The 15,665-nt window shown below is 58.6% G+C and carries 20 protein-coding genes; 11 read left to right on the top strand and 9 right to left on the bottom strand.

What is annotated here, in order from left to right; genetic code table 11:
• Positions 1-24: 24 nt before the first annotated feature.
• Positions 25-1,263, top strand: a complete 1,239-nt coding sequence (locus B9H00_RS15375; protein WP_086901386.1) for a Do family serine endopeptidase — start codon at positions 25-27, stop codon at positions 1,261-1,263.
• 30 nt (positions 1,264-1,293) lie between these two features.
• Here B9H00_RS15375 and hisD read toward each other — a convergent pair whose 3' ends face one another.
• From hisD to B9H00_RS15330, 9 genes are all read right to left on the bottom strand, one after another.
• Positions 1,294-2,610 (bottom strand): histidinol dehydrogenase, encoded by a 1,317-nt coding sequence (gene hisD / locus B9H00_RS15370; RefSeq protein ID WP_086901385.1) that lies wholly within the window; start codon positions 2,608-2,610, stop codon positions 1,294-1,296.
• 112 nt (positions 2,611-2,722) lie between these two features.
• Positions 2,723-3,379, bottom strand: coding sequence for an ATP phosphoribosyltransferase (gene hisG, locus B9H00_RS15365; protein WP_086623122.1), 657 nt, complete (start codon positions 3,377-3,379; stop codon positions 2,723-2,725).
• A 55-nt stretch (positions 3,380-3,434) separates the two neighbouring features.
• Entirely contained in the window at positions 3,435-4,694 is a 1,260-nt protein-coding gene (gene murA, locus B9H00_RS15360; protein WP_086623123.1) for a UDP-N-acetylglucosamine 1-carboxyvinyltransferase, read from the bottom strand.
• A gap of 20 nt (positions 4,695-4,714) precedes the next feature.
• A complete protein-coding gene (locus B9H00_RS15355; protein ID WP_086901932.1) occupies positions 4,715-4,972 on the bottom strand; it encodes a BolA family protein in 258 nt (85 codons plus the stop codon).
• 128 nt (positions 4,973-5,100) lie between these two features.
• The gene (locus B9H00_RS15350) at positions 5,101-5,454 is read right to left on the bottom strand and encodes an STAS domain-containing protein (RefSeq protein ID WP_086901384.1); all 354 of its coding nucleotides are present in this window, start codon (positions 5,452-5,454) and stop codon (positions 5,101-5,103) included.
• Positions 5,454-6,107, bottom strand: coding sequence for an MlaC/ttg2D family ABC transporter substrate-binding protein (locus B9H00_RS15345; RefSeq protein ID WP_086901383.1), 654 nt, complete (start codon positions 6,105-6,107; stop codon positions 5,454-5,456). The genes B9H00_RS15350 and B9H00_RS15345 overlap by 1 nt, the downstream gene beginning before the upstream one ends.
• Before the next feature lie 72 nt (positions 6,108-6,179).
• On the bottom strand, positions 6,180-6,641 hold the full coding sequence (gene mlaD, locus B9H00_RS15340; protein WP_086901382.1) for an outer membrane lipid asymmetry maintenance protein MlaD: 462 nt from the start codon (positions 6,639-6,641) through the stop codon (positions 6,180-6,182).
• Positions 6,641-7,417, bottom strand: coding sequence for a lipid asymmetry maintenance ABC transporter permease subunit MlaE (gene mlaE / locus B9H00_RS15335; RefSeq protein ID WP_086901381.1), 777 nt, complete (start codon positions 7,415-7,417; stop codon positions 6,641-6,643). Before mlaE ends, mlaD begins: the two co-directional genes overlap by 1 nt.
• Positions 7,417-8,229 carry an ABC transporter ATP-binding protein gene (locus B9H00_RS15330; protein WP_086623129.1) on the bottom strand — a complete coding sequence of 271 codons (813 nt, stop codon included), beginning with the start codon at positions 8,227-8,229 and terminating at the stop codon, positions 7,417-7,419. Before B9H00_RS15330 ends, mlaE begins: the two co-directional genes overlap by 1 nt.
• Positions 8,230-8,448: 219 nt before the next feature.
• Here B9H00_RS15330 and B9H00_RS15325 point away from each other — a divergent pair, with 219 nt between their 5' ends.
• The 10 genes from B9H00_RS15325 (at position 8,449) to B9H00_RS15280 (ending at position 15,664) form a co-directional block, all read left to right on the top strand.
• Positions 8,449-9,432, top strand: coding sequence for a KpsF/GutQ family sugar-phosphate isomerase (locus B9H00_RS15325; RefSeq protein ID WP_086901380.1), 984 nt, complete (start codon positions 8,449-8,451; stop codon positions 9,430-9,432).
• A 105-nt stretch (positions 9,433-9,537) separates the two neighbouring features.
• Positions 9,538-10,092 (top strand): KdsC family phosphatase, encoded by a 555-nt coding sequence (locus tag B9H00_RS15320; protein ID WP_086901379.1) that lies wholly within the window; start codon positions 9,538-9,540, stop codon positions 10,090-10,092.
• A gap of 32 nt (positions 10,093-10,124) precedes the next feature.
• A complete protein-coding gene (lptC, locus tag B9H00_RS15315) occupies positions 10,125-10,715 on the top strand; it encodes an LPS export ABC transporter periplasmic protein LptC (protein WP_086901378.1) in 591 nt (196 codons plus the stop codon).
• A gap of 41 nt (positions 10,716-10,756) precedes the next feature.
• Positions 10,757-11,311: a lipopolysaccharide transport periplasmic protein LptA gene (lptA, locus tag B9H00_RS15310; RefSeq protein ID WP_086901377.1), complete on the top strand. Its 555-nt coding sequence runs from the start codon at positions 10,757-10,759 to the stop codon at positions 11,309-11,311.
• A complete protein-coding gene (gene lptB, locus B9H00_RS15305) occupies positions 11,308-12,033 on the top strand; it encodes an LPS export ABC transporter ATP-binding protein (RefSeq protein ID WP_086901376.1) in 726 nt (241 codons plus the stop codon). The genes lptA and lptB overlap by 4 nt, the downstream gene beginning before the upstream one ends.
• 119 nt (positions 12,034-12,152) lie before the next feature.
• Entirely contained in the window at positions 12,153-13,568 is a 1,416-nt protein-coding gene (locus B9H00_RS15300; RefSeq protein ID WP_086901375.1) for an RNA polymerase factor sigma-54, read from the top strand.
• 143 nt (positions 13,569-13,711) lie between these two features.
• A complete protein-coding gene (gene hpf / locus B9H00_RS15295; protein WP_086623136.1) occupies positions 13,712-14,023 on the top strand; it encodes a ribosome hibernation-promoting factor, HPF/YfiA family in 312 nt (103 codons plus the stop codon).
• A gap of 3 nt (positions 14,024-14,026) precedes the next feature.
• Positions 14,027-14,500, top strand: a complete 474-nt coding sequence (gene ptsN, locus B9H00_RS15290) for a PTS IIA-like nitrogen regulatory protein PtsN (protein WP_086901374.1) — start codon at positions 14,027-14,029, stop codon at positions 14,498-14,500.
• Positions 14,501-14,511: 11 nt separating this feature from the next.
• On the top strand, positions 14,512-15,408 hold the full coding sequence (gene rapZ / locus B9H00_RS15285; RefSeq protein ID WP_086901931.1) for an RNase adapter RapZ: 897 nt from the start codon (positions 14,512-14,514) through the stop codon (positions 15,406-15,408).
• Complete coding sequence (locus B9H00_RS15280; RefSeq protein WP_086623138.1) at positions 15,395-15,664, top strand: HPr family phosphocarrier protein; 270 nt, start codon at positions 15,395-15,397, stop codon at positions 15,662-15,664. Before rapZ ends, B9H00_RS15280 begins: the two co-directional genes overlap by 14 nt.
• The last annotated feature ends 1 nt before the right edge of the window (position 15,665 follow it).

Genomic DNA, 15,665 nt, shown 5'->3' with positions numbered 1-15,665 from the left:
GCCTGTTTCAAAAAGGATGTTGTCATGCGCCGATTTCTGGTGCCCCTGATCTGGCCTGTTGTCTGTGGTGTATTGCTGGCGCTGGTCATGCTGGATCACATGCCACAGATCATCGACAGTGGCGACCGCTCTGCCAGCGATGGCCGGCAGGGCCAGACCGTTACGCTCCCATCCGTGACACCGACGCCCACCCCTCCCGTTCAGCGCACGCCGCCCATCACACGAAATGCAGCACCCCTTCAGCGCGGCCCCGGCACGGCAAGTTATTCCGACGCCGTACAGCATGCTGCCCCTGCCGTGGTCAACGTCTATTCGTCAAGGCTGGTAGAGCGTGATCATCACCCACTGATGTCCGACCCCTTCTTCGAGCAGTTTTTTGGCAACAGTCAATCCGGGCGCCGTCGCATGCTGTCGAGTCTTGGCTCCGGCGTCATCGTCAGCGATGAGGGCTATATCCTCACCAACAACCACGTGATCAGCGGCGCCGATGAAGTACAGGTGGCCCTGCGAGACGGCCGAGAAACGCTGGCCACCGTGATCGGCACCGACCCGGAAACAGATCTGGCCGTGCTCAAGATCGATCTGAATAATCTGCCGGTCATTGACCTTGCCGATGCGACCAATACCCGCGTTGGCGACATCGCCCTGGCCATTGGCAATCCCTTCGGCGTGGGACAGACCGTGACCATGGGCATCATCAGCGCCACCGGCCGCAATCATCTGGGCCTGAACGCCTATGAGGATTTCATCCAGACGGACGCGGCAATCAACCCGGGCAATTCAGGAGGAGCGCTGGTCAATGCAGAAGGAGCACTGGTGGGCATCAACACGGCCATCTTCTCGCGCACCGGCGGATCGCAGGGCATCGGGTTTGCCATTCCCACCAATCTGGCGCATGGCATCCTCAACGATCTGGTGACCCGCGGGCGTGTGGTCAGGGGCTGGCTGGGCATCGAGGCGAGAGAGGTCAGTTCCAGCCTGGCCTCGTCGCTGGACATCAACGCCCCGCGCGGGGTCGTGGTCTCGGATGTCGTGGATGGTGGGCCGGCAGCTCAGGCGGGTATCAAGGTAGGTGATCTGATTCTGTCGATAGACGGCAAGCCGCTGCTGGATGCCCAGACAGCCATGGTGGATATTGCAGAAATCGAACCCGGCAAGCAGTTACCGATAGAGCTTTATCGCAACGGCAAACGATTCCAGGTGACGGTCAGCGTGGGGGAGCGCCCCAGCCGACCGGTGACGCCGGTTCAGCCCGACAGCTGACCGGCGATCAATGACGATCAAACCAATCGATCAGCGCTTGTGGCTATCGATACGGTTTTCTGCCGAACGAGCGTGCGCCGTCAGCGACTCACCTCTTGCCAGCACCGATGCGGTCTGCCCCAGTGTTGACGCACCCTGCGGCGAGCACTGGATCAGCGACGAGCGCTTCTGGAAGTCATAGACACCCAGTGGCGAGGAAAAACGCGCCGTACCGGAAGTCGGCAGGACATGGTTGGGCCCGGCACAGTAATCGCCCAACGCTTCGGCAGTGTAGCGCCCCATGAAGATGGCACCGGCATGACGAACGTGTTCAACCAGCCGCTGCGGCTCTTCTACCGAAAGTTCCAGATGCTCCGGGGCAATGCGATTGATCAGCGTCAGCGCCTGCGTCTCGTCCTCCACAAGAATCAGGGCTCCGCGACGCGACAGCGATTCACGAACAATGTCGGCACGCTCAAGCGTCGGCAGCAGACGCTCGATGCTTTCTGCGACGGCTTCCAGATGCCGAGCATCCCAGCTGATCAAAATGGCCTGGGCATCTTCGTCGTGCTCGGCCTGGGAGAACAGGTCCATGGCCAGCCAGTCTGGATCGGTGCCGCCATCGGACACTACCAGAATCTCGGACGGCCCGGCGATCATGTCGATGCCGACCTGCCCGAACACGGCGCGCTTGGCCGTGGCCACAAAAATATTGCCCGGCCCCACGATCTTGTCGACCTTCGGGATCGTTTCTGTGCCATAGGCCAAGGCTGCCACGGCCTGAGCGCCGCCGATGGTGAACACCCGCGCGACACCGGCCACGTGTGCGGCAGCCAGCACCAGCTCATTGAGCACGCCATCCGGTGTCGGCACGACCATGACGATGTCTTCTACCCCAGCGACATGCGCCGGAATAACATTCATCAGCACCGATGACGGATAAGCCGCCTTGCCGCCGGGCACGTAGACCCCTGCCCTGTCGAGTGGCGTCACCTTCTGACCCAGCAGGGTGCCGTCGGCCTCCTGATAGGACCAGGATTCGGGCTTTTGCCGCTCGTGATAGGCGCGAATGCGATCGCCCGCCACTGCCAGCGCCTGACGCTGCGCTTCCGGCAGCCCCTGCCACGCCCGCTCAAGCCGTTCGGCCGTCAACGTCAGTGCCGACATGTCCTGAACATCAAGGCGATCGAACTGACGGGTCAGATCGATCACGGCAGCATCACCGCGACTGCGAACATCAGCGATGATGCGATCAACGCTTTGCTGGACCTCGGCGCTTGAAACGCTCTCCCAGTCCAGCAGTGCACCCAGCCGGGCTTCAAAATCCGGCTGCCGTGTAGAAAGTCGATGTATGCTCTGTTTGTCCATTACGACTGAATCACTCCTTGCCTTCCGGCGCCTGCCGGAGAGTATCGTGCTGCATCGATGGCGTGATGCCCTGTCGAAACATGGCTGCTGGCAGCCAACCGGATCATGGACGTCAGGAGGTCACATCGCTCTGGCGACGTTCAGCCACCGCCTGCCCCAGACGTTCGATCAACGGCCCCAGTCGCGCATGCTCCACCGTCATGGACGCCTTGTTGACCACCAGCCGGGTACTGATGTCGGCGATCAACTCACGCGGCGCCATGCCGTTGGCCCGCAGGGTATTGCCGGTATCCACGATATCGACAATCTCATCTGCGAGGTTCATGAGCGGTGCCAGCTCCATCGCGCCATAAAGCTTGATGACTTCGGCCTGAATGCCCAGGTCCGAATAGTAACGCCGGGCAATATTGACGAACTTGGTCGCCACACGACGTCGGGCACGCCCGGGGGTGACACCTTCAATACCCGCGGTCATCAAACGACAGCGTGAAATATCCAGATCCAGCGGCTCATAAAGTCCCTGAGCACCATGCTCGAGCAGGACATCCTTGCCGGCCACACCGACGTCCGCGGCCCCCATCTGCACATAGGTCGGCACGTCGACGGCCCGCAAAATAACCAGTTTGACGTTGTCGAGCGTGGTATCGAACAGCAGCTTTCGGCTCTTGTCGAGCGGCTCCAGCGGCTCAATGCCGGCAGCAGCCAGCAGCGGCAGCGTCTCCTTGAGAATTCGCCCCTTGGAGAGCGCCAGTATCAGCGGTTTACTCATGTGATCTTCAATGGCTGCAAAAATGAATCGGCATGGCGTGCACCCCAACGGCCTCTTAGCGCGGCACGCGGCGAATACGCGCCCCCATCAGCTGAAGCTTTTCTTCAATGCACTCATAGCCGCGATCGATGTGATAGATACGATCCACCACGGTTTCACCTTCGGCGACCAGAGCGGCAATCACGAGGCTTGCCGAGGCACGAAGATCGGTCGCCATGACCGGCGCACCGCTCAAGTGCTCAACGCCGTTGACCAGTGCAGTGTTGCCTTCCAGTGAAATATCCGCGCCCATGCGATTGATTTCCTGCACGTGCATGAACCGGTTTTCAAAGATGGTTTCCACTACGCGACCGCTGCCTTCCGCGACGGCATTGAGCGCCACGAACTGAGCCTGCATATCGGTCGGAAAGGCAGGATAGGGTGCCGTGCGGATGTTGACTGCCTTAGGTCTGCGACCATGCATGTCCAGCGAAATCCAGCCATCACCGGTTTCGATCTCGGCGCCGGCCTCTTCCAGCTTGAGCAGCACGGCTTCCATGGTATCGGCGCGAGCATTACGCACCCGAACCCTGCCACGAGTCGCGGCAGCGGCGACAAGAAAGGTACCGGTTTCGATACGATCAGGCATGACATCATAGCGACAGCCATGCAGTCGCTCGACGCCCTCAATGGTGATCGTGCTGCTGCCATGACCACTGATGTTGGCTCCCATCGCGATCAGACACTCGGCCAGATCCACGATCTCGGGCTCGCGCGCGGCGTTTTCCAGCACGGTCCGCCCCTTGGCGAGCGTGGCGGCCATCAGAAGATTTTCCGTGCCCGTGACCGTGACCGTGTCCAGCACGATATGTGCACCTTTCAACCCGCCCGGCGCTCTGGCGCGGATATAGCCGCCCTCGACACGGATATCGGCGCCCATCGCCTGCAGCCCCCGGATGTGAAGATCGACCGGACGCGAGCCGATGGCGCAACCGCCGGGCAGCGAGACATCGGCGGTACCAAAATGCGCCAGCAACGGCCCGAGCACCAGAATCGAGGCCCGCATTTTCTTGACCAGATCATAGGGTGCGTGACAGTCCCTGACGCGACCATCGAGCTGGATGCTCATCTTCTCGCCCATGATGGGCTCAACCCCCATGCGCCCAAGCAGCTCGAGCGTGGTGGTAATGTCCTGCAGATGAGGCAGGTTGCCAATGATAACCGGCTCATCGGCCAGCAACGTGGCCGCAAGAATAGGCAGGGCCGAATTCTTGGCACCCGAGGTCCAGACTTCGCCGGACAGCGGCCGGCCACCGCTGATAATCAGTTTATCCATTCACCAGACTTCCAAGGCAATCAGGCACGATCTGAATCAGGCGACGTCTCGGCCCGCTGAGCCGGTGTCATGGTCCTGATACTAATGGCATGCAGCGCACCGCTGGCAATCTCTTCGGAAAGCGCGGCGTAAATGAGCTGCTGACGCTTTACAGGTGTCAGTCCTTCAAAGACATCGCCGATGGCGGTGACCTGGAAGTTGCACCCTTCTCCCTGAACCTGAAACTCACACGATTCAACGCGCGCCTCAAGCAGGCGCTTGACCTCATCAGGCTGCATGATGACTCCTTTACTGGTTTGTTGGTCGCCAATGGTAAATGAAAAGCATGACCCCGCGCGAATGGACATAAAAAAAAGCGGCGTCATTGACGCCGCTTTCCAATCAAGGAGCCGGAAGACTCGGAAAGTCATGTCTCCTCGGCGGAGGCAAATGAGGTTTCATGGGCCGGAAAGACATCGCCGAGTTCGGCCATCTCGATCAGTTCGCGCATGCTGTCGGAAAGCGTGATGCGATCGACTTCCAGCTTTTTTGACTGTGCAGCGCGCAACCATTCAAGCAACACCGAGATGGTCGCGCTGCTGGTTCGGCTGACACCACACAGATTGAAAGAAACTTGGGGTCCATCGTATCCCTTCAGCCAGTCGATGCCGGCCGTCGCCAGATCGGAGGCGTTGTCAAAACCCGGCGCCCCCTTCAGATAAAGGGCGGCCTCGCGGGCTTCAAGTGTGACAATGTCATCACTGTAGAGCTTTTCGCTCATCAGCCCTGAGCCTTCTGGTTATCCCCATCGCCATCTTTCAGATCAACATCAGGCGCCCAGCCATTGATGACGGCATCAAAGTCACGATTGTTGGAACGCATGGCCTGATCGAACTGGTTACGAAAGGTCAGCCCCAGATTGATGCCATTGACCACCACATTGATAACCTTCCAGCTACCATCGCGATTGCGAAGCGTGTAGGACACCGGGTAGCGTTCACCGCTGGCAGCGATCACTTCCATATCGACACTGGCCTGATCGTCGTAGCGCTGATTCTGATTGTCCATCACCCGAACATCCTTGTAGTCAAACGTCACCAATCCCTGGGCATAAGTATCGATCAGCGTCTGCTTGAATACGCGTGCGAAGCGGCTGCGCTGCTCTGGTGAGGCGGCCTGAAAATATTTGCCCATGACGCTTGCCGACGCGTAACGCCAGTCAACGATGGGATCAATATTCTGTTCGACCACACTTTTCAGCTCGTCAGGATGATTGCGATAGCGGTCCTGATTGTTGTCGAGCTTTGACATCAACTGATCGACGCTTTGACTGACGACCTCGTGCGGAGACTGGCTGGCCGCCTGAGCAGACAGGATGCCCATACCGAGCACCGCGGCAACCAATACGCCAACATAACGGGAGACCCTTTTCATCTACTGCACCTCCTGAATATACAAATTGCACGGATGCCAACCTGCTACGCCGACATCCGACCTTGATCCGGACTACTTGGACATGTTCGAGACAAACTGCTGAATCAGCTCTTCAAGCACCAGCGCCGACTGCGTATCGCGGATGGTTCCACCATCCTTGATCATTTCAGGCGCACCACCGGTCGACAGACCGATGTATTTCTCGCCCAGAAGTCCTGCCGTCAGGATAGACGCCGTGGAGTCTTCCGACAGTTTTTCGCCAACATCACTGTCGATTTTCATCGTCACACGCCCCTCAAGCCACTTCGGGTCCAGCTCGATGCTGGTGATCCGACCAACGGTAACGCCCGCCATGGTGACCCTTGAGCGCTCCTTCAAACCACCGATATTGCTGAAATTCGCATATACCGTGAAATTTTGTTCAGCCTGCCCTGGAGCAAAACCACTTACCTGTAGACCCAAAAAGACGAGTCCCAGAAATCCGGCCAGTACAAAGGCACCGACACCGGCTTCAAGCCACTTAGAGCGCTTCATTAGAATTCTCCAAACATCAGCGCGGTCAAAATGAAATCCAGCCCCAGTACGGCCAGCGAGCCAAAGACGACGGTTCGAGTCGTGGCACGCGAAATCCCCTCGGAGGTCGGTACGAGATCGTAACCCTGAAAGACAGCGATCCATGTCACGACGACACCAAAGACCACGCTTTTCAACATGCCATTCACGACATCATCCATGAAGATCACGCTGCCCTGCATGTTGCCCCAGAACGAGCCCTGATCAACGCCCAGCCAGTCCACGCCCACCAGGTAGCCACCCATGATGCCGATCACGCTGAAAAATACGGTCAGTATCGGCATGGACAAAAAACCGGCCCACAGACGCGGCGAAATCACCCGGCGCAGCGGGTCGACACCGATCATCTCCATGCTGGAAAGCTGCTCGGTCGCCTTCATGAGACCGATTTCAGCCGTCAGAGCTGAACCGGCTCGCCCGGCAAACAGCAGTGCGGTCACGACCGGCGCCAGCTCTCGCAGCAGTGACAGCGCCACCATCTGCCCCAGCGCCTCGTCGGCTCCAAAGCCGGACAGCACCAGATAGCCCTGCAACGCAATGACCATACCGATGAAAAGGCCCGAAACAGCCACGATGGGCAGAGACATGACACCGACAAAGTACATCTGTCGGAGCCAGAGCCTGGCGCCCTCCAGCCGGGGCAGATGACACAGGGCCTGCGCCAGAAAGATGGCACTGCGCCCGAGCGACTCGAGCGTATTCAGCGTCTTGCGCCCCAGAAAGATCAACGGTGACATCAAGACACCTCCGAGGGCGCAAGAATATCCTCGTAGAAATTCTTCGAAGGATAGTGAAAGGGCACCGGACCATCGGGTTTGCCCTGGATGAACTGGCTGACCCGCGGGTCCTGCGCCTCGCGCAGTGAGGCCGGTGACCCGCTGGCCATGACGCGACCATCGGCAATGACATAAACATGATCAGCGATCGACAGCGTCTCCTTGATATCGTGAGACACCACAATGGCTGTCATATTGAAAGCGCTGTTGAGCCGACGAATCAGGGTGACCAGAACGCCCATGGAGATGGGGTCCTGACCGACAAAAGGCTCATCGTACATGATCAGATCCGGGTCCAGCGCAATGGCACGTGCCAGCGCCACACGCCGGGTCATGCCGCCGGAAAGCTCGGCAGGCATGAGATCACGGGCGCCACGAAGGCCAACGGCCTGCAGCTTGATCAGCACGAGGTCACGGATCATGTGCTCGGGCAGGTCAGTGTGGACCCGGATCGGAAAGGCCACGTTTTCAAACACGCTCAGATCCGAAAACAGCGCCCCGCTCTGAAACAGCATGCCCATGCGACGGCGCATGCGAAACAGCGCCTGCCGGGACAGTCGATGCACGTTGTCATCACCGACATGCACACTGCCCGAATCGGGCGTGAGCTGTCCGGCGATCAGCTTGAGCAGGGTTGTCTTGCCAGTGCCACTGGGTCCCATGATGGCGGTAATGCGCCCTTTTGGGATCTCCAGATCAACGCCCGAAAAAATGGGTCTGCCAGCTCGCGAGAAATGCAGATTCTCGACGCTGACCAGTGTTGAGTCGGACATACAACTCCTGAATGAACACAAAAGGATATGGAGTTAGCGAACATCGTATCCGAATTATGCCCGCCCCCACCAGCCTCAGTTATCGGCAACTGCCACAAAGGCATAAAAATCGGCCATTAACACCATTTTCAGGTCAGAAAGGTCTGACATCGATGCCCTTGATAAGGCCTGTCAGGTTACGCTTGTGCCCCGAACCATCCGGCGTCAGAATTCACGGCCATGACCACACCAGATATCGATCACGACTTTTTGGCCAGCGCACGCCGTACTCTCTCGCTTGAGCAAAACGCTCTGGGAGATCTGTCAGCGCGTCTTGATGCCCCCTTCACCCACGCCTGTCAGCATATCCTCAAGTGCCGCGGGCGAGTGGTGGTCACAGGCGTTGGCAAGTCAGGGCATGTGGGCCGCAAGATCGCAGCCACGCTTGCCAGCACCGGCACCCCCTCTTTTTTTGTGCATGCCGGCGAAGCCAGCCATGGCGATCTGGGCATGCTGGTGCGCGATGATCTCGTTCTGGCGCTATCCAATTCGGGAGAAACGGCCGAACTGACCGCCCTTCTGCCGTTGTTCAAGCGCATGGGAACGACCATGATTGCCATGACCGGCAACGTCTCCTCGAGCCTTGCTCGTCATGCCGACGTGCATCTGGATGTCAGCGTCGCCCAGGAAGCCTGCCCGCTGAACCTTGCCCCGACCTCCTCCACGACGGCGACGCTCGCCCTGGGAGATGCGCTGGCGATCGCTTTGCTTGAAGCGCGCCGATTTAGCCCCGAGGATTTTGCCCTGTCCCACCCGGGTGGCACGCTGGGCAAGCGGTTACTGCTTCGCGTGGAAGATTTGATGCATACCGGCGATGAGCTTCCGGTCGTCCGACAGGATGCACGACTTGGCGAAGCGCTGATCGAAATGACGCGCAAGGGCCACGGATTTACCTGCGTGACCGATGACACTGATCGCCTCGTGGGCATCTATACCGATGGTGACCTGCGACGCACGATCGATCGCCACGGTGATGTCCGCCAGCTGATGATCCATGAAGTCATGACACCCGGGGGGCGTACCATCGAGGCACAGACCCTTGCAGCAGAAGCCGTCAGGGTCATGGAAGATCATCGCATTACGGCGCTGGTCATCGTCGATGCCCAGCACCAGCCGACCGGGTTGCTCAAGATGCATGATCTGCTTAGAAGTGGCATCGTCTAGCCTTGAACTCAGCCACGCTCACTGCTCGTACCCCCTGGCTTCACCAGCTACCAGAAACGAGTTCAAATCATCGATTGCCACGCCGGAGAGCTGACCCTGCACGCCATGACACCATCCAACGATATCAGTGCCTTACCAGATAAACTCGCTCACCCCATACGTCTAGTGGCGCTCGACGTTGATGGTGTCCTGACCGATGGTCGCCTGCGCTACGCGGCACAGCCGGAACAGGATGGCGACAAGGTATTTCATGTGCGTGACGGTCTTGGTCTGAAGCTGATCATGCAGGCCGGTGTCGAGGTCGCCCTGATCACCGGCAGGATTTCTCCCGCCGTCGACCGGCGCGCGCAGGAGCTGGGCATTCGTCACGTCATTCAGGGCCGTGAGGACAAACAGGTCGCTCTGAAGGCCCTGATGGCGGAACTGGCACTCCAGCCTGATGAGGTCTGCTACTGCGGCGATGACCTGCCTGATCTGGGCGCCATCCTGTATGCAGGGCTGGGAGTAACGGTTTCAGATGCACCGGACTATATTCGTCAGCGAGCCGATCTGGTAACCCGAACGCCGGGTGGACATGGCGCAGTGCGTGAACTCTGCGAATGGCTACTTAACGCACGAGGCGTCTGGCAGGATATCATTGATGCTCATGAGCGGCTCTGAGGCTGCATCGCTTATTCCGACAGGACGTGCATATGGCTTTTCGAGACAGACTCCCTTCCGGACGCACCCGGGCACGCCTTGGCATTCTGGTGCTGGTGCTCGCTCTGGGGGGCGTACTGACGCTGATCGATCAGCGCAATACCCTGATGTCTCCCGGGCCAGCGCCGGATAGCGAGCAGGGTGTCCCTGATTATTATCTCGAAGGCGTCACCTATACCCGATTCGACGACCAGGGCCGCGTCTCACAGACCATGGAAAGCCCACGTGTGTCTCATACACCTGCTGACGATGTGACCCGAGCCGTCACCCCACACTTCACGTTGCTGGGTGATGATGGCAATCGCTGGACAGCGGATGGTGAGCACGCCACGCTCGGCCCCAATGCCAACACGTTCGAACTAAGCGGCAATGCCGTGCTGCATCAGCCGGCGGACAACTGGCAACTTGAAACGGACGTGCTGCATTATGATATACCGTCCCAGCATGCCTGGAGCGACAGTGGCGCCGTGTTCACTCAAAACGAACAGCGTACCCGGGGCGACTGTTTCAACGGCTGGGTCAGCGAGGATCGCATGACGCTTGAGGGCAATGTACAGGGTTTTCACCCGCCCATTCGTCAGTAATCGCTCTCTTTTTTACACATGAATGATGACAAGGATCTCCCATGACGCGCCCTCTGCTGCTGTGTACCTCTGCCCTGCTGCTGGCAATGCTCGGCCAGCAGGCCATGGCTCTGGAAAGCGATCGCCAGAAACCCATCAACATTGGCGCCGACGCCCTCAACATCGATAACCGCGCCGGCACAGCCGTCTATACCGGGGCCGTCGAAGTCGATCAGGGCACCATGAAGCTGCGCTCCACTCGCGTCGAGCTCAAGCGCGCCCAGAGCGGTGGCCTTTCGAGCCTGACCGCAAGGGGCGGTGATGGTGGACGCGCCTATATCGAGCAGCAGCCGGCACCTAATGATCCGCTGGCAAAGGGATGGGGCAATACCATCATCTATCACGCCGGAGAGCGACGCGTTGAGCTGATCGGCAACGCTGAACTGCATCAAAACGGTGACACCTTCAACGGCGGCTACGTGGAATATTTCCTCGACTCACGCCAGGTCAACGCGCGTGGCAGCCAGAGCGCGAAGAGCAGCAGCTCTGAAAGCAGCTCGGGCGGGCGTGTTCGCATGCAATTGACTCCCGAAGAGCAACAGGGCAGCAGCCAATGAAAACCCTTCACGCAGCCCATCTGGCCAAAAGCTTCAAGGGGCGCCGTGTCGTTCAGGACATCAGCCTGTCGATTCGACAGGGAGAGATCGTGGGGCTTCTGGGCCCCAATGGGGCCGGCAAGACCACCTCGTTTTACATGATCGTCGGACTGATCCAGGCCGACGCCGGCCATGTTGCCATCGATGATCTTGACCTGAGCCGCCAGCCGATGCACAAGCGTGCCCACGCCGGCATCAGCTACCTGCCTCAGGAAGCCTCGATCTTTCGCAAGCTGTCAGTGGCCGACAACATCATGGCCATACTTGAAACACGCAAGGATCTGGATCGCCAGCAACGCCAGGAACGGCTCAATCAACTGCTCGAAGAATTCAGCATCAGCCATATTCGCGACAACATGGGCATGAGCCTGTCCGGCGGCGAGCGCCGGCGTGTGGAGATTGCCCGCGCACTGGCCATCGAACCGGCCTTCATTTTGCTTGATGAGCCCTTTGCCGGCGTTGACCCTATCTCGGTCGGCGAAATCAAGGGCATTATCCGCCAGCTTCGTACCCGTGGCATTGGCGTTCTGATCACCGATCACAACGTGCGTGAAACGCTGGATATCTGTGACAACGCCTATATCGTCGGCAGTGGCCTGATCATTGCTGAAGGCGACGCCAACGCCGTGCTGAATAACCAGCATGTACGCGATGTCTATCTGGGCCACGAATTTCGCCTTTAACCCTCTGGGGTTATTAACTGATGGCATGATAATTGCAGTCTTTAGCGCCTTCAGCACTTGCAAGGGCGCCGCGGACTGGATAGCGTGATATTACACGTTGGCGACCGGGCTTTACGAACATGATGAAACCCGCCTTACAGTTGCGCACGGGCACTCATCTCACCATGACGCCCCAGCTGCAACAGGCCATCCATCTGCTGCAGCTGTCTACGCTGGATCTGCAGCAGGAACTCCAGATGGCGCTGGAAAGCAATCCTTTACTGGATATCGAGGAGGAGCAGACGCTTGAGGTACCGGAGACCCCGTTATCTCAGGAGGAATGGTCCAGTGATATCCCGGAAGAATTGCCACTGGATGCTCGCTGGGACGATGTCTATACCAACGGCAGCGCTTCCTCCAACGTCGCCGATGACAGCTGGAATATCGAGCACAACGCCGTAGCCGTCGACCTGACCTCGCATCTTCGCGAGCAGATTCTGTTGATGGACATGACCCCACGCGAACAGCTGATCACCGATACCCTGCTGGACGCTCTCGAACCCAGCGGCTACCTCGGCACGGGTCTGGAAGACCTTGGCGAGGGGCTTCGGCAGCAAGGCCTCGGGGATCTCAAACAGTCTGAAATGGAGCACATGCTTTCGCAGCTCCAGCGGTGTGAACCCACTGGCGTTTTTGCACGCGATCTGCGCGAATGCCTGCTGCTACAGCTTGATCTATTGCCGGATGACACGCCCTGGCTTGCCCAGACCCGGCGCATGGTTCGTCAGTTCCTTGAACCACTGGGACAAAATGATCGCCGCCTGCTAAAGCGCCGCCTGAGTCTTGATGATGAAGCGCTCGATGACGTGATTCACACCATCCGGTCGCTCAACCCACGACCGGGTCGCGAATTTGAGGCCGTGGACCAACATCTCGTCATTCCCGATCTGGTGTTGCGTTATCACGCCCGCCATGGCTGGCAGGTTGAGCTCAATCAGGAATCCCTGCCACGTCTTCGCATTCAGCCCGACTATGCCGCCCTTGTACGTCGCGCCGACAAGAGTGACGACAATACCTTTCTCAAACAGCATCTTCAGGATGCACGCTGGCTGCTCAAGAGTCTCTCGAGTCGCAATGACACTCTGCTGCGGGTAGGGCAGGAAATCATGACACGTCAGGCCGGCTTCATTGAACACGGCGATGAAGCCCTCAAACCCATGATTCTTGCCGATATCGCCCAGGCCGTGGAGATGCACGAATCCACCATTTCCAGAGTGACCACGCGCAAATACATTCATACGCCGCGTGGCATCATGGAGCTCAAGTATTTCTTCTCAAGCCATGTGGGCCAGGAAGGTGATGCCCATGCCAGCACGGCCATTCGCGCCCGGATACGCAAGTTCATAGAAGACGAGACCCCAAGACGCCCGCTGTCTGATGCTCGACTGGTACAACTTCTGGCTGACAACGGCATCATGGTCGCCCGGCGCACCGTCGCAAAATACCGCGAGGCCATGGGCATTCCCGCTTCCAGCGAGCGCAAGCGTCTGGCCTGAAGGAGGTCAAAAAAGAGAACAACATCATTCAGGGTTTGCGCTGACGGGAAAAGCGTTACAATCTGAGAGTAGCCGGAACAGGCTTGCAGGTCCGGCAGTCCACATGGACAACCGGTTATCCGTTTCGATTCAGGGAGCATGCCATGCAGGTAAACATTACCGGGCACCACGTCGAATTGACCGATGCACTGCGCGAGCACGTCAATCAGAAGCTTGCCAAGCTGGAACGTCACTATGACAACATCACCAATGTTCAGGTGACACTGTCTATTGAAAAGGAGCGCCAGCAGGCCGCGGCCACGCTACATGCCGCAGGTGCCGAACTTCATGCTCAGGCCGAGCAGGAAGACCTTTATGTTGCCATCGATGCCTTGACCGAGAAGCTTGATCGTCAGCTGCTCAAGCACAAGGAGAAAACACAGGCCCGCTCCCAGGGCAACGGCAAATACCTGTAACCCATGACACTTGACCAGATACTCCCCTCCGACCGAATCCTGTTTGATGTGGAAGGGGGCAGCAAGAAGCGCGTGCTGGAATATTTCAGCGGGTTCATCTCACAAAACATTCCCAGTCTCGATAGCCAGGAAGTCTTTTCCCGACTGATCAGCAGGGAACGTCTGGGGAGTACCGGTGTGGGGAATGGCGTGGCCATTCCCCATGCTCGCAATTCACACTGCCGCCAGCCACTGGCTGGATTCATGCGCCTTCAGCAGGCCGTGGATTTTGATGCCATCGATGGCGAACCCGTCGATCTGCTTTTTGTGCTGCTGGTCCCTGAAGCTGCCGAAGACACGCATCTCTCCCTGCTGGCGCAGATTGCTGAAGTCATGAACGCTGCCGAAACCCGGCACGCCCTGCGCAATGCCCATGATGAGCAGGAACTTCATGACATTTTGATGCAGGCCATCAGTCAACTTTCAACGAGAGTATAAGCAGCATGGCCATGGAACTTGTTATCGTCAGTGGACGCTCCGGTTCCGGCAAGTCCATCGCGCTACAGGCACTGGAAGATCAAGGGTTTTATGCCATCGACAATCTTCCCGCGATGCTTCTGTCTGCCCTGATCGATGAGCTCGAAGCCGGTAGCCCGCACCGAAACCGTGTCGCGGTCAGCATTGATGCCCGTAACCTTCCCAGTGAGCTGGAGCGCTTTCCGGAGCATCTGGAGGCACTTTCCACGCGCGGCATTCATTGTAGAGTGGTCTATCTGACCGCGGACTCACGTGTACTGCTGGAGCGCTATGCGGCCACACGACGTCGTCACCCTCTGACGCGCGAAACCCAGATGACACTGGCCGAGGCCATCGAGGCGGAGCATCAGTTCCTCTCTCCCCTGCGGTATACCGCAGATCTGATCATCGACACGTCCGGTCAGTCCGTTCATGACCTGAGGCGCCGCGTGGCCGAACAGGTAGCACGTCATGACATCAATGACCTGACGTTGACCTTTGAATCCTTTGGTTTCAAGCGCGGCGTGCCACTGGATGCCGATATGGTGTTTGACGTGCGCTGCCTGCCCAATCCTTACTGGGACCCACGCTATCGCACCCAGACCGGCCAGGACAGTGACGTCATTGCCTTTCTTGAAGCCCATGACGAGGTCAAGGCGATGTTTGGCGACATCTGCCAGTGGCTGGAGCGCTGGTTGCCTTCCTACCTGGCCAGCCATCGCAGCTATCTGACCGTGGCCATCGGCTGTACCGGTGGCCAGCATCGTTCGGTGTATCTGGCCGAGCAGCTCGGCGAGCATTTTGCCGGTCAGTTCCCGGCCGTACGGATCCGACATCGGGAACTGACCATCCAGCGCGCTGTCAGCGAGGCGGGTGATGCTTCAGCGTGAACTGACCCTGACCAATCGTCGCGGCCTTCACGCGAGAGCCGCGACGCGGCTTGTACAATGCTGTCAGCCCTTTTCGTCTCGCGTGACAATTTATCATGGTGAAAGAAGTGCCGATGCCGCGAACATCATGTCGCTTTTGATGCTGGCTGCTCCCTGTACCAGCGTGGTCCATGTTCATGTGGAAGGTGACGATGCCGAAGAGGCACTAACGGCCATCGTGGCGCTTTTCGAGGCGCGATTCGACGAGGATCAATAGA

It is taken from the genome of Kushneria marisflavi (genome assembly GCF_002157205.1).
In the GTDB taxonomy this organism is placed as follows: domain Bacteria; phylum Pseudomonadota; class Gammaproteobacteria; order Pseudomonadales; family Halomonadaceae; genus Kushneria; species Kushneria marisflavi.
Note: the sequence above shows the minus strand (reverse complement) of the source record. Positions and strands in the feature narration are given on the sequence as shown.